Annotated in this window: 10 protein-coding genes and 2 pseudogenes; 2 read left to right on the top strand and 10 right to left on the bottom strand. The window is 59.6% G+C overall.

Annotated features, from left to right (window positions below):
- Positions 1–209: 209 nt before the first annotated feature.
- Positions 210–4,670: an ATP-binding protein gene (locus tag ACN9MW_RS20790; RefSeq protein WP_426162435.1), complete on the bottom strand. Its 4,461-nt coding sequence runs from the start codon at positions 4,668–4,670 to the stop codon at positions 210–212.
- A 180-nt stretch (positions 4,671–4,850) separates the two neighbouring features.
- On the opposite strand from ACN9MW_RS20790, the gene ACN9MW_RS20795 reads away from it, so the two are divergent.
- Entirely contained in the window at positions 4,851–6,518 is a 1,668-nt protein-coding gene (locus tag ACN9MW_RS20795; RefSeq protein ID WP_426162436.1) for a protein-tyrosine phosphatase family protein, read from the top strand.
- Between the two features lie 535 nt (positions 6,519–7,053).
- Here the strand turns inward: ACN9MW_RS20795 and ACN9MW_RS20800 are convergent.
- The 9 genes and pseudogenes from ACN9MW_RS20800 to gspG form a co-directional block, all read right to left on the bottom strand.
- Positions 7,054–7,539, bottom strand: coding sequence for a type II secretion system protein N (locus ACN9MW_RS20800; protein WP_426162437.1), 486 nt, complete (start codon positions 7,537–7,539; stop codon positions 7,054–7,056).
- 15 nt (positions 7,540–7,554) lie between these two features.
- The gene (gene gspF, locus ACN9MW_RS20805) at positions 7,555–8,736 is read right to left on the bottom strand and encodes a type II secretion system inner membrane protein GspF (RefSeq protein ID WP_426172261.1); all 1,182 of its coding nucleotides are present in this window, start codon (positions 8,734–8,736) and stop codon (positions 7,555–7,557) included.
- A gap of 628 nt (positions 8,737–9,364) precedes the next feature.
- Positions 9,365–10,420 carry a hypothetical protein gene (locus tag ACN9MW_RS20810; protein ID WP_426162438.1) on the bottom strand — a complete coding sequence of 352 codons (1,056 nt, stop codon included), beginning with the start codon at positions 10,418–10,420 and terminating at the stop codon, positions 9,365–9,367.
- 134 nt (positions 10,421–10,554) lie between these two features.
- A complete protein-coding gene (locus ACN9MW_RS20815) occupies positions 10,555–11,079 on the bottom strand; it encodes a type II secretion system protein N (protein WP_426162439.1) in 525 nt (174 codons plus the stop codon).
- A pseudogene (locus ACN9MW_RS20820) lies at positions 11,076–11,459 on the bottom strand (type II secretion system F family protein); the annotation flags it as partial. The pseudogene ACN9MW_RS20820 and the gene ACN9MW_RS20815, both read right to left, overlap by 4 nt.
- A gap of 88 nt (positions 11,460–11,547) precedes the next feature.
- Positions 11,548–11,931 (bottom strand): PulJ/GspJ family protein, encoded by a 384-nt coding sequence (locus ACN9MW_RS20825; protein ID WP_426162440.1) that lies wholly within the window; start codon positions 11,929–11,931, stop codon positions 11,548–11,550.
- Positions 11,928–12,290, bottom strand: a complete 363-nt coding sequence (gene gspI, locus ACN9MW_RS20830; RefSeq protein WP_426162441.1) for a type II secretion system minor pseudopilin GspI — start codon at positions 12,288–12,290, stop codon at positions 11,928–11,930. Before gspI ends, ACN9MW_RS20825 begins: the two co-directional genes overlap by 4 nt.
- Positions 12,290–12,778: a GspH/FimT family pseudopilin gene (locus tag ACN9MW_RS20835; protein WP_426162442.1), complete on the bottom strand. Its 489-nt coding sequence runs from the start codon at positions 12,776–12,778 to the stop codon at positions 12,290–12,292. Before ACN9MW_RS20835 ends, gspI begins: the two co-directional genes overlap by 1 nt.
- A pseudogene (gspG, locus tag ACN9MW_RS20840) lies at positions 12,747–12,986 on the bottom strand (type II secretion system major pseudopilin GspG); the annotation flags it as partial. The gene ACN9MW_RS20835 and the pseudogene gspG, both read right to left, overlap by 32 nt.
- Between gspG and ACN9MW_RS20845 the strand changes: the two are divergent.
- Entirely contained in the window at positions 12,876–13,211 is a 336-nt protein-coding gene (locus ACN9MW_RS20845; protein WP_426172262.1) for a response regulator, read from the top strand. The pseudogene gspG and the gene ACN9MW_RS20845 overlap by 111 nt on opposite strands.
- Positions 13,212–13,304: the final 93 nt, after the last annotated feature.

Genomic DNA, 13,304 nt, shown 5'->3' on the forward strand with positions numbered 1-13,304 from the left:
CACAAAGCCGCGTGCAAGAACTCTCCTCCGCGCCGCAGAGGATTACTTTCTATTTTACAACGCCAAGGCTATCACGTAACTTATTTCTAAAACAAGTGCCAAAGGGACTCGGCTAGGGGCCATCGACATTCTGCATGCATGCCTGGCTCCGTTCGGCGATGTTGACTTCCCCGATATCGGACCAGGGGCGGCCCCTAGTGCAGAAAGACCTACTTTTCCAACGTCGCGGTCAAAATATCGTGGGCGCCGTCGAAATCAAACATGTCCAGGCAACGCTGCAGGTCAGCGGTTCTTTTCGTGCCATAGCGCGCTTGAAACTCACCACGCAGCGCAGCGAAACGTGCATTTGCTTCGCCATCCATGGCCGCCAGCAGTTGGGCCAGTTCCTGTAACGCCTCCTGCCACGCTAGCGGGGCACTCAATGCCGGCGCTTCTTCGAGCACCTGCTCCGGCAAGGCGGCTGCAATGCCTTGGCACACGCGCGCCATTTCCTCTGCCAGCGCCTCGACGTCGCGCTGCACCTGCGCCCATTCCACGTGGCTTTGCGCCGCCGCTTCGGCGGCTCCCGCCAGTTCCTGCACCTGGCGTGCGCCCAGATTGCCCGCCACGCCGCGCAGCGTATGCGCCATGAGTTCCGCGCTTGCGTAATCCTGCTGCTGGAACGCGGCCGCGATGCGCCGTGCCGTGCCATCTTCTTCCTGGGCAAAGCGGCGCAGCAGTTCGGCCAACAGACCGTCATTGTTGCCCGCCACCGTGCGTGCCACCGTCAGGTCGATGCCCGCTAGTTCGGCGGGCAGCTCCGCGCCCTCTTCCGCCCCCTCATCTACCTGCGCCCCCTCACTGGCGGGAACGTCGTCGCTCAGCTTGTCTTTCAAATATTCGCGCAGCAGGCGATACAGTTCGGCCGGCTGCAACGGCTTGCCAAGGTGGTCGTCAAAGCCCTCTTGCAGGCAGCGCAAACGGTCCTCCTGCATGGCGTTGGCGCTCAAGGCGATCACCGGCAAGTCGTCGAAAGCGCGGTCGTTGCGCACATGCCGGGTGGCCGAGCTGCCATCCATTTCCGGCATCTGCAGGTCCATGAAGACCAGGTCGTAATAGGCCGGGCCCACCAAACGCAAACGGTCCAGGGCGACACGGCCGTTTACGGCGGCGTCCACTTCGATGCCGCAGCCTTGCAGCAATTCGGTGACGATCTGCCGGTTGATGTCATTGTCTTCCACCAGCAGCACGCGCGCGTCGCGGAAGTGCGGTGTGCTCATGATCGTACGGCGCACACTGGCGTCCAGGCTCACCGGCTGGTGCGCTCGATCGAACTCGAGCGCGAAGTGGAAGCGGCTGCCAACCCCGGTTTCGCTCTCCACATCGATCGCGCCGCCCATCAGCGTCACCAGGTCGCGCGAAATGCTCAAGCCCAGCCCCGTTCCACCGAATTGGCGGGTGGTCGAACCGTCCGCTTGCGAGAACGGCTTGAACAGCCGCTCCAGCTGTTCGGCCGTCATGCCGATGCCGGTGTCCCGCACGCTGAATTCGAGCCGCACCCGTTCGGCTGCCGCCGGCATGGCGCGCACCGTCAGCGTCACGGCGCCTTCGGCAGTGAACTTGATCGCATTATTCAGCAGGTTGATCAACACTTGCCCAAGACGCAGCGGGTCGCCGCGCAGGTGGCACGGCACATCGTCGGCCAGCTCGAAGCGGTACTCCAGCCCTTTCTCGGCCGCGAAGGGCGCGGTCAGCGACGACACCTGTTCCAGCGCTTCATCCAGATCAAAATCGGTGCTTTCGATGTCGAGCTTGCCCGCTTCGATCTTGGAAAAGTCCAGGATGTCGTTAATCACGCCCAGCAGCGTTTTGCCGGCCAGGTGAATCTTCTGCACATAGTCGCGCTGCCTGGACGAAAGATTCGTGGCCAGCGCCAGGTACGACAGGCCCAGCACGGCATTCATCGGTGTGCGGATTTCGTGGCTCATATTGGCCAGGAAGCGCGACTTGGCTTGCGTGGCCTCCTCGGCCTTATCGCGCGCCGCCTGGGCTTCTTCCTTCTGCTGGAGCACTTCGGCGGTGCGCGCCGCCACTTCCGCCGTACGTTCCTCCACTACCCGCTCGAGGGCCGCGCGTTGCGCGGCGAGCTGCCGTATGCGCCAACGATATAGGGCATACACCCCGCCCAGGAAAACCACGGCAAACAAGAATTGCGCCCACCATGTCTGGTTCCACGCCGGCAAGACGTCGACGTCGATTTGCAGCGGCGTTTCGACCCAGTTGCCGTTATGGTCCGATCCGCGTACTTGCAAAGTATAACGACCAGGAGACAAGTTGGTGTATGACGCGACACGGCGGCCGGAATCGGTTTCAACCCAATCCTTATCGAAACCGACAAGCCGATACGCGTAGCGGTTCAGTTCAGGCACGTGATAGTCCAGAGCAGCAAACTCGATCTCAACGCTGTTAGCTTCCGGCGTGATCGTGAGCGGGAGCCGCTTTCGGTCTGCAGCGTGTTGCATCGGCAGTAGCTTCCCTCCGACTCGTATTGCGGTCGCGACCACTGATGGCCGGCATGGGCGTGCCTCGAATCGGCCTGGCCAGACAATCGTGGCGCCACCTTCGCCTCCGACTACAAACTCGCCAGCGGCCGTGAGTGTACTGGACGCCCAATAGTCGGGAAGCGCGACGCCTTCGCTTCGGCGCAGTCTCTCAATGGCTAAATTGTCAGGATTGATACGAATAAGGCCATCTGAGGAGACGCCCCATATCATGCCCACCGCATCTACTTTCAGATCGCCAAATTGAGCATCGGGTAATCCTTCCGCGCGCCCCATCCGTCGCAACCGCGGCAGCCGTTCGGCAGTGCGGCCTTCAAGAATTTGCAACCCAGCAAGTGTGGAAATCCAAAGACGTCCTTGGCGGTCCGTGGCAAGCGCATGAACTCTGTCGTTGAGTAAATGCTGCTCGTCGGGGCCTGACCTAATCTGCTCCACTACCGTGCCATTGGTCGGATCAACCAAGTATAAGCCGGTACTTGTTCCCACCCAAAAAGTACCATTCGGCCCCTGTTCCAGTGCGCTTATCTGCATCCCGCTCAATTCTTTGATTGCTTCAACTTTCTCCGGTTTTGCCAAAGTGCCGCTGACCATGTACAGCCCATTGTCGAACGTACCCATCAAAAGTTTGCTGCCCGCTCGCGCAAAACGCGACATCCCACCCGTTGAGTTTAGCGTTGGCAAATGTACTCTTGTTACGGTCTGCCCATCGGCTGTAGCGCGGTAAAGACCTCGATTTGTGCATATTCCAACCTCACCAATTGCATCTACTGCAATGTCGAGGACTGCGGCTTCAGGAAGACGACGCTCCAGTTGATTGGGACTGGTTTCGAGGCGCATGATCGATCCGGTAGTGGGGTTGACGATATCCACGCCGCCGTTGGTCGCCCCCATCCAAACGGTACCATTAGGATGAGCGAAGACAGTTGAATACCCATCCTTCATCACGAGTCCGGGTTTCAATCCATTGAAGTCGAGAGACGTCGCCGCCAATCCGGGTTCAAACCTCGTGATACCACGTTGCGTCGCAAGCCAAAAAGCGCCGCTCCTGTCGCGTAAAAAGCCATCCACCATGTTTGAAGGCAGACCGTTGGCGCGCAGCGGGTCATATTTCAACGCGTCCCACTTTAATGTGGATGCGTTCACGACGATAATACCGTTCGCGAATGTATTGAACCAGATCTCACCGGGATGAGGCTCATTGATGCTGCGGGGGAAAGCCGTAACGGTGATGCTCCGAATAGTTTTTGTACTCGGATCAAGAACATGCATCAGGTTGTCTCTGGTACCGATCCAAATCTTCCCGTCGCTAGCGACAAAGACGGCTGATATGTTAGGGGGCGCGCCGTTGCTAGGGGGTAAAGGGACGTCTTCGAAGCGTGGACTGCCGGCATCTTTTCGCATCAGCCCCCGTGCAGTACCCATCCATAGTGTTCCGCTGGCCTCGCGTTGCAAAGAGGTAACCTTGATAGACGATATGTCACCATTGCTTGAAATACTACTTTCGCGATATCGGGTGACGGCGCCACTGCCTGGCACAGCATCCCTGGGAACGTGCACCAAACCGCCTAGCGACCCGACCCAAAGCCCCCCGGCGCCATCGCTAACGATGCCGGTTATTCGTCCAGGGAGCAAATCACCGCTGGCCCTGCTGAAAACGACAAAGCGATCATGTGCGCGGTCGAATCGAGCCAGGTTCCCAGTAACTGTGCCTACCCATAAGCGGTCCGCGTCATCAAAAAACAACTTGACGACATAGTTATCGGGCTGCGCCACGCCATCGCCTGAACTTGGCTGGAAGATCTGGAAGCGGTAGCCATCCCAACGGGCTACGCCCCTTTCGGTCCCTGCCCAGATGAAACCATCGCGGTCCTGTGCCAATACCTTCACGCCGGCGCCTCCCACCTCGGCCGGCGTTGAGTATGTCTTAAATAACGGCGGCGTCATCGCGGGCCACCGCTGCGCCCCCAATTCTGTGTGAGCGGCGGAGCTTGGTCGCGATGCCAGCAAAAACAACGCCCCCACAATAAAGCGAAGGACGGCGATGAAGCATAGCAGCTGGCGACGAGATTTAAATTCCATATGCGTAACACATAGGTAAAACATGAATTGAGTATAAAGAGCTGCGTGCAAAAAATCTCCTGCCTATTGTTGAAATGCCTTGCAAATGAACAATATTCACCAATATAAAACATGCAATGAATTATTTGCAAGTTTTGGAGCGCAATTGCCGGCCGATGAACTCAATTACCCGGAAGGGCCACTTCGGAATAGACGTTCAGTATGGTGCTGGGCGTCCCGGAGGTAATCGAAATGTTAAAAAAAAATGTAAATGGCCTACGTCTAGGCATCGAGTGCAACCTTGACCCCAACCAAGCCGCGGGGACAAGCAATCCTGTGCAAGCCCGATTTGATCGGTTGGGGCAAGAAACGCTCAAGATGGAGCATCGCGCTGATTCGACCTGGCTCAGCGGCTTTAACAACATATATCTCAGTCGCGGCAACCTTTGCGATAGCAGTGGCAAGGACTTCAACGGCCACCACGTTGGCAGGAATACGATCATCTGTGGCGAGCCCAACAGTCGGGACCACGCGAAAATGTGCCAATTCGCGGATATATTGAACTCGCAGAATGTCGCCTACATCATCGACCTGCGGCAGCAGAATGAGACGGTGGGGGCTGACTACACGCCCTTTGAGCCAACGAAGTATACGACCGGAGAGCAGTCCGCCGCATTCCACTTGACAAGGCAGCAGGTTGGCATTCCCCACTATTCTGATTCGTCCGCAAAGATGGGGCTATTGAAAGCCTCATTCGGCGAAAGCCTGCAAGATATCAAGTATTTGAACTTTCCTATTCCCGATTTTAAGGCTCCTCAGTCTATCAACGACTTGCACAAGATCGCCAGTACAATCTGCAAAGCGCGGGATGAGGTCGCTGACCAGGGTTCCGACAAAAAATTGCTCGTTCATTGCAGGGCTGGTGTGGGCCGTTCAGGCACGCTGACCGGAGCGGCAGATGTGCTGCAGCTCTACAAGGACAGGAAACTGACAGCAGACAATTGGGAGGATCAGGTCGACAACTGTATCTTGGACCTGCGCAGGCAGCGCAGCAATATGATGGTTCAAGACTTTAGTCAGTATGTCGCGCTACGCAATTACGCGGAAAGACTGGTTGCCGGCGCTTTCGATACTTCAATAAGGGGCGCAAGCATCGGTGACGATTCCAAGACACTTCCACAGGCTCAACTGCATCAGATTGGACGGCAATTTCAATTTACGGACGCAGGTGTCCCACCAAACGCTAGTCGTCCGACGCCACCGCCGAGGCCATCCAAGGGCCAAACAAGCAGTGCAGAGCAAGCAGTTTCGCAAAATCAGCCCACGGTCCTTGCTGCCCCACCACCAACTGGAGATCGTCGGCCGCCGCCACCGCCACCGCCCAAGCCAGGCCGTGTGAGCGCAGAATTTGCAAAGCAAACAGGTTCTCATGTTCAGCGCACTGGAGAGCCTGGTGCACCGCAACCCAAGGCATCCCCGGTCCAAACAGAGAATACAGAGCAAACAGGTTCATTTAAGTCGAACCGCCCCGTCTCACCACCCGCAGGGTCGCGGAGCCCTGTGCACACGCCGCAAGCGACGCGCACTTCCGTTACCAGCGCCGTGACGAAATCGAAAAAATCCCAGGTTAAAAATCAGGAACTGCAAGATGAACTTCAACGTTGGGTCGACACAGGGAAGGAGCTTGATGCGCAAATCGATAAACTGAAATCCCAACGACGCACTATTCGTTTCCAACTTCGAAAATTCCTCCGTGGTGGCAAAGGGAACGAAGAAATTAATCAGGCAATTCGGTCACTGACAGTTGCGCGCGATCGAGTTTACTCGCACAGGACCAGACTAGATATGCAAAATGCTGATATTTTGCTGGCAAAGAGAAGGGCTGAAGCTACTCTGCAGCAAGCCGGAAAAGGCCGGTAGTGTTGACCACCGACGGCATGACTCTGGCGCCATAAAGGTTCCAGCGATAGTCCGGGCGATTGGGCACGAAAGTGCCCAATCGCCCGGACAAAGGTGCAGTTGTCTGCGTTGTGGCATCTCACGCCCATGCATCGCAATCGGTGGTCGCGTTATTAAGCGATTGCGGGAAACGTACGCCACGAGCCCCCCTCAGCATCGCGCGCCACGAAGGTCTTTTCAGATCAAGACATGCTGGCCCCGATTCTTCGAAAACACAGACTTAGTCATCGTCACATTCCAAGGCGAACTTCGTCGCCTGCACGAAACATCCCCAACCAAACGCAACGATCCAACGCCCTCAATCGCCTTAACAAGTCTTTTCTGGCCCAGAAACGGACTTTCGAAAACAGATCGTTAGGTACGGCCGCCTTGCACCAGGTGACTTTGTGCAAATGGACGTTTGCAACATCGGGCCGGGCTCATTTATTCAACAGTCATGCGATGGACTTCGCTGCCCTTATTGGACTGAGAGAACGAAGCGGATGCTGAACGAGGTTTATTGGCTGGCCGGCATGGATGGCCCCTGCACCGGCGCTCCAGCCGTGCCAGCGACAGGCGGTATCATGCCGCCAGAGGAAATCACGCCCGGGGCATTCATCAGGTCAAGGCGCTTTTGCACGCCGCCTTCCATCAGGATCACGTGGCGCGGCTGCAAGTCCTCCACACTGACGCCTGGCGGCAGCATGGAGCCAACCGGAAGGACCTGGGCAGGCTGCCCATCGGCCGAAATGATCGCCACGCTGCCACGGCCGCGGGTATCGGCCACCACGCCGCGCAACTGGCAATTGCTGACGGCTGCCAGCGCGGTATTCCCGCCAAACAGCCCGCGTGCAGCGTCCATGTTCGCTTCCGGCACCTGCGCCACCGGCACCGCCGCGATCGGGCGCTGCTTCGGCTTGAATAGCTGCATGCCCCAGTAGGCCAGCGAGGCAGACAGCACCGCGACGGCGGCCACACTGCAGATCAAAGGCAAACGTTTCAATTCGATTCTCCAGGTTCAGCGCACGAGCTGATTGATTTCGATGATCGGCATCAGCACGGCCAAGACGATCAGCAGCACCACGCCCATCGCCAGGATCAGCATCGGTTCCAGCAGGCCGGCGATGGTCAGCGTGCGGCGCTCCAGGTCGGACTCCTGCGCGCTCGCGGCGCGGTCCAGCATGGCGGGCAGTTCGCCGGTGATTTCGCCGGCGCGGATCATGTGGATCAGCATCGGCGGGAAATGTTTTTGCGCCGACAGCGAACGCGCCAGGCTGGCGCCTTCGCGCACCGAGTCGCTGGCCTGCTCGACCAGGTCGCGCATGGCCACATTGGACAAGGTGTCGCGGCTGGTTTCCAGCGCGCGCAGGATAGGCACGCCCGAACCGGTGATGATCGCCAGCGTGCTGGCGAAGCGCGAGGTGTTCAGGCTGCGTTCGAACTTGCCGTACAGCGGTGCGGTCAGCAGCCATGTATGCCAGCGCAGCTTGATGTCGGGGTTTTGCAGCATGCGCCGCACCACGAAGCCGCCGGCCACCAGGAGGCCCAGCACGGCAAAGCCGTAACTGCGCACGAAATCGGAAATCGCCAGCATGATCACCGTCAGCAGCGGCAGCTTTTGCTTGGTGTTGGCGAACACCGACACGATCTGCGGCACCACATAGGTCAGCAGGAAGATCACGATCAGGAAAGCCACCACGGTCACGATGGCCGGGTAGGTAAAGGCCAGCTCGACCTTCTGCACCAGGGCGTTGCGGCGCTCGATGTAGTCGGCCAGGCGCGACAGCACGCGCGACAACTGGCCGATCTGCTCGCCCGAGGCGACCAGCGCGCGGTAGATTTCCTGGAAATCGCGCGGGTGGCGCGACAGGGCTTCCGACAGCGAGGAGCCGCCCATCACTTCCGAACGGATCGAGGCGACCAGGTCGCGCACGTATTGGCGCTCGGCCTGTTCCAGCAGGGCGGTGAAGGCTTGCTCGAGCGGCAGGCCGGCTTCCAGCAGGCTGGCAAGCTGGCGCGTGAACAGCGCCAGCTCGGTGGTGCTGAGCTTTTCGCCGAAGCCGCGGCGCGCGGTGGCGCCGCTGGCATCGACTTGCGCCGAGATGGCGTCGACCTTGATCGGCACCAGGCCTTGCGAACGCAGGTCGGCGCGCGCGGAACGGGCGCTGTCGGCATTGACCACGCCTTTCTTTGGGGCTATTTGGTGGCTTGGGAAATGGGGAGCAAAACCGTGTGCTGGCGAAACTAACTGCGGACAAGGGCACAATTAGGGAGTTGACATCAGACTTCAATGCAAAAGAGAATCAAAGGCGGGTGGACCTAGTTAGAAGCTATGGAATCGGTACAGTATCTAAAACAGAAAAAGCTCAACCCTCGCGGAATAGTGATGCTACAACGCATTCACAGCCATCCGCACCTCGCCCCCCGCAATTTCCTGGTGTAAGTGACCCAGCACGCCTGAAAAAGGAGATCGCCCGCTTGCAAAATAAGACAACATCCCTTTCCTATCGCTTTCGCGACACGTTTCTCGGCGGTATTGGAAATAGATCTACGAAACGTAAGCTGGACGCGTTGCTTGAGAAGCAAGGTGCAATTAACCGTGCGAGAACGGCTCGCGAAGCCGAGGCCGCAGATATGAGTCTCCAACGAGTGAGAAGCGCTAGAATCGGCTGAACGCCTAATACCGGAACCAATCCATCGAAGAGTCCTAAAATGGCGTAAGGCTGAATCGGTATGCCGTGCGGCGCTCAACCGCAACAGCATATCCGAGCAAACGTTGACAAGGGCGCCGGACCGAAAGTCCAGCGCTCCCTGCCACTTAGCTAAACTTACTGCTGCTTGACCAGGGCACCGCTAGCGCCGACCAGAGGCATCGCAAAGCTTTGGCCTGAGATCATCCCAGCAGTCACATACGACGCGCCGAAAATCAGGCTCGGCGCGCGGTCGCCCGGGCGCAAGTTAACCAGCGCCGCCAGGCCATTCAGACTGCTGCGATCTCCCTGCGCCGGGCAAGCGGCGCCCTCGCCGTGCAGGTTGATGTTAAAGAGATTCTTGCCCGCACTGCTGGGAATGATCATGCCGCGGAAGGTGCAGCTTCCGATGGTTGCCCTGACCATCGCCATCGTAGCTCCCGCAGGGCCGCTGATGGTCAAAACTGGCCCTTCCCCCGCGGTGCCATAGCTGCCGTGCAGCAGATCCAATTGTTGCGCCTGATCGGAAGTGGCGCTGTAGTTGAATTGGTAGCTCGCCTGCTTCTCGCCCGCTTGACCGACCAGTTCGACAGTCAGGGAGTTTTGCGGATTGAAGCGCCCGCGCAAGATACCGCGCTGAGCAGCGCCCGACGCACCTTCCGGCGCATACAGCTTGGCTTCCACGGCGCCGTCATTAAGGTTCATATAACCGGTGACCAAGTCTTCGCGCAGCGTTCCGGTGACCTCGGCATAACCGCCCGGCGCGCCGCCGCCCGCCGGTGCCGATGAGAGGAAGAATGGCGTGCTGGGCGTACCGTTTGCCACCAGGGCAAAGCTGGCACGACCATCCGCTGCGGCACCGATCCAGATGCCGTTGGCCAGATTTTGATCGCCGCTCCCCGGCTTCGATTCATCAGGCTTGGTTGGATCGGTTACGGTACCGCCGCCGGTGTCTGGCTTGGTTGGATCGGTTACAGTGCCGCCACCGGTGTCCGGCTTGGTTGGGTCGGTTACGGTGCCACCACCGCTATCCGGTTTGGTTGGCTCGGTTGTGGTGCCGTGCCCGGTGTCGGTACCTGGGTGTGTCACAGTTGCCGTACCAGTGGCCGCACCACCACCACCTCCGCCTCCGCAACCAAAGAGAGCAATGCAAAGCGGTGCGACCGAAGCCAGTCGTACGATCTGTTTGTTCATGATGCCTTTTCCATTTTGATAGTTGTAGGGAAGCGGGCCCTGTGCCCTGCTTGATTCGGAATCGAGTATGGCCCAGGCTCTATGGCAAGTTTCCAGCGGGTGATAAAAACAGGACCGTTTAACGTCCGTCTTTTCTAAATGGTCTGGCCGGTAAACAATGCGTTGTAACGAGGTTCATGTGGCTGCCACGCCGGCGGGAGTCCTCCCGCGCCCGGTCGCGCCTCCGCGGACGCGGTATTTAGTTTGCCGACAGAACTCACGCGCTGATCATTCATCAGGTCAAGGCGCTTCTGCACCCCGCCTTCCATCAGGATCACATGGCGCGGCTGCACTTCCTTCACGCTGACACCGGGCGACACCTCGGAACCGACCGGGAAGGCCGTGGCAGGCTGGCTGTCGGTCGAAATGATCGCCACGCTGCCACGGCCGCGGGTATCGGCCACCACGCCGCGCAACTGGTAATTGCTGACGGCTGCCAGCGCGGTATTCCCGCCAAACAGCCCACGCGCAGCGTCCATGTTCGCTTCCGGCGCCTGCGCCACCGGCACCGCCGCAATCGGGCGCTGCTTGGGCTTGAACAGCTGCATGCCCCAATAGGCCAGCGAGGCAGACAGCACCACGACGGCGGCCACACTGCAGATCAAAGGCAAACGTTTCAATTCAATTCTCCAGGTTCAGCGCACGAGCTGGTGATTTCGATGATCGGCATCAGCACGGCCAGCACGATCAGCAGCACCACCACGCCCATCGCCAGGATCAGCATCGGTTCCAGCAGGCCGGCGATGGTCAGCGTGCGGCGCTCCAGGTCCGATTCCTGTGCGCTGGCGGCGCGGTCCAGCATGGCCGGCAGTTCGCCGGTGATTTCGCCGGCACGGATCATGTGGATCAGCATCGGCGGAAAGTGCTTTTGCGCCGACAGCGACCGGGCCAGGCTGGCGCCTTCGCGCACCGAATCGCTGGCCTGCTCGACCAGCTGGCGCATGGCCACGTTGGACAGCGTGTCGCGGCAGGTTTCCAGTGCGCGCAGGATAGCCACGCCCGGCCTCCCACACGCGCACTTCCATGGCGTTCGCGCCGGTCTGCAGGTCCACCGCCGATTGCGCGCCAGACTGGCCGATCGCCGCCTGTCACAGCGCGTCCAGCTGCACCAGTTCGCGCGTGACAGCCGACTCGCTGCGCGACAACACACCGTCGCGGATGATGTAGCTCACTAACTGCAGCTGGGACGCTGCATTCTCCGACAACACGGTGCGGATGAAGACCAGGCGCGAATTATCGGCCAGGATGTTCTGGTGTTCGCGCAACAGCGGCTTGTCGGCAATCTGCTCGAGGTCGCTCTGCAGCTGGGCGAACGTGAGCTGGATGCCGCGCGTCTGCTCCATGTTTTGCGTGAGCTGCTCGCGCGAGCGCACGATGCCGTCGAGCCCGCGCCAGCCCATCACGGCGACGATCGCCAGCACGGTGATCGCGACCAGCAGTTCGACTAGGGTAAAGCCGCACGTATTCTTCATTCCTGCAGCACCAGTTGGACTAGCTTGACGATGCGCCGATCGGGTGCGCCCGCCTCGAACACGCTGACTTCGACCCGGCGCATGCGCGGGTTCGGCGAGATGATCACTTCTTCCTCGCAGATGAAATGCAGATCGGCCTGCGGGCATTCGTAGGACGTCTTGCCCGGCGCCGGCCAGCTCTTGGCAAGGCGCACCTGCACCAGCCGGTTCTCGGCCGACCAAGTGGCCATCATGGTGGTGCGCAGATTTTCGCTGTTCTGTGTCAGGCTGCCCATAGCACGCAGGGCTGCGCCCAGTGCGGTGCCGACAATCAGCAGCGCCACCAGCACTTCCAGCAGGGTGAAGCCTCGTTGCCGCATTATTGGTCCACAACGAAATGGCCGACGCCGTCGGCGCGGATGGAAGCGCGCAGGTCACTGCTAGCGATGGTCAGCACGAAGGGCCGGTCGACCGGCTCGCGGCCGAAGACAATGCGCAGGGTGCCGGACACATTGATCGGCGGGTCCGGCACCAGGGTCACGGGACCGAGCTCGAATGGGCGCTCGCGAAGCAGGTCATCCTGCGGCAGGGTCTCCCAGGTCCTGTCGTTGCGCACCAGGAAGCGGTAGCTGTCCGGTGCCGCCTCGAAGGCGATCGGCCGGTTGCGCACGATCGCCTCATCGCGCGCCAGCTGCAGCAGAAGCGCGATGCGCTGCGCTTCCTTCTGCATGGCCTGCGCCTGGGACGGCGCGACATTCATCACGGTCAGGCCGAGCGTGATGCCGATGATGACGAGCACCACCAGCAACTCGATCAGCGTAAAGCCGCCTGAGCGTTCAGATTTCCCAGGAGCCGATATCAATATCATCGCCGGTGCCGCCTGGCAGGCCGTCGGCCCCATACGAGAACACATCGACTTCCCCCTTCACGCCCGGGGACAGGAACTGGTACGGATTGCCCCAGGGATCCTTCGGCATCTTCTCCAGGTACGGGGCCTTCCAGCCGTTGGCCGCTGGGCCGGCGGTTGGCTTGGTCATCAAGGCTTGCAGGCCCTGTTCCGTGGTCGGATAGACCTGATACTCATGGCCATCAACATGCCAGGTGTCGACGGTATCGAAACAGCAAAGATGCTACGCGCACACCCAACAACGCGCGCCATTCCACTGATTGCCGTAACGGCCTTGGCCATGGCTGGCGACCGGGAACGCATTTTGGACGCCGGGTTCGATGACTACATTGCGAAGCCATTTGATCATGGCCAACTTCTGCAAAGGGTTGGGTATTTCACCGATCGCAGTTGACGGTGATCCTCACACCATCCTTGCGCTACGGGGTATCAATGCACTTGTCTCTTGATATGTATCTTGCCGTACAGACTAAGAGCGGACTGCGTG

Origin of the sequence: Pseudoduganella sp. R-34 (genome assembly GCF_049904655.1) — a bacterium.
Classification (GTDB): domain Bacteria; phylum Pseudomonadota; class Gammaproteobacteria; order Burkholderiales; family Burkholderiaceae_D; genus Rugamonas.

Coding starts and splice junctions, on each gene's coding strand:
- ACN9MW_RS20795 (WP_426162436.1), top strand. CDS start 4,851: ATGTTAAAAAAAAATGTAAATGGCCTACGTCTAGGCATCGAGTGCAAC.
- ACN9MW_RS20825 (WP_426162440.1), bottom strand. CDS start 11,931: ATGAAGAATACGTGCGGCTTTACCCTAGTCGAACTGCTGGTCGCGATC.
- ACN9MW_RS20810 (WP_426162438.1), bottom strand. CDS start 10,420: ATGAACAAACAGATCGTACGACTGGCTTCGGTCGCACCGCTTTGCATT.
- gspI (WP_426162441.1), bottom strand. CDS start 12,290: ATGCGGCAACGAGGCTTCACCCTGCTGGAAGTGCTGGTGGCGCTGCTG.
- ACN9MW_RS20835 (WP_426162442.1), bottom strand. CDS start 12,778: ATGATATTGATATCGGCTCCTGGGAAATCTGAACGCTCAGGCGGCTTT.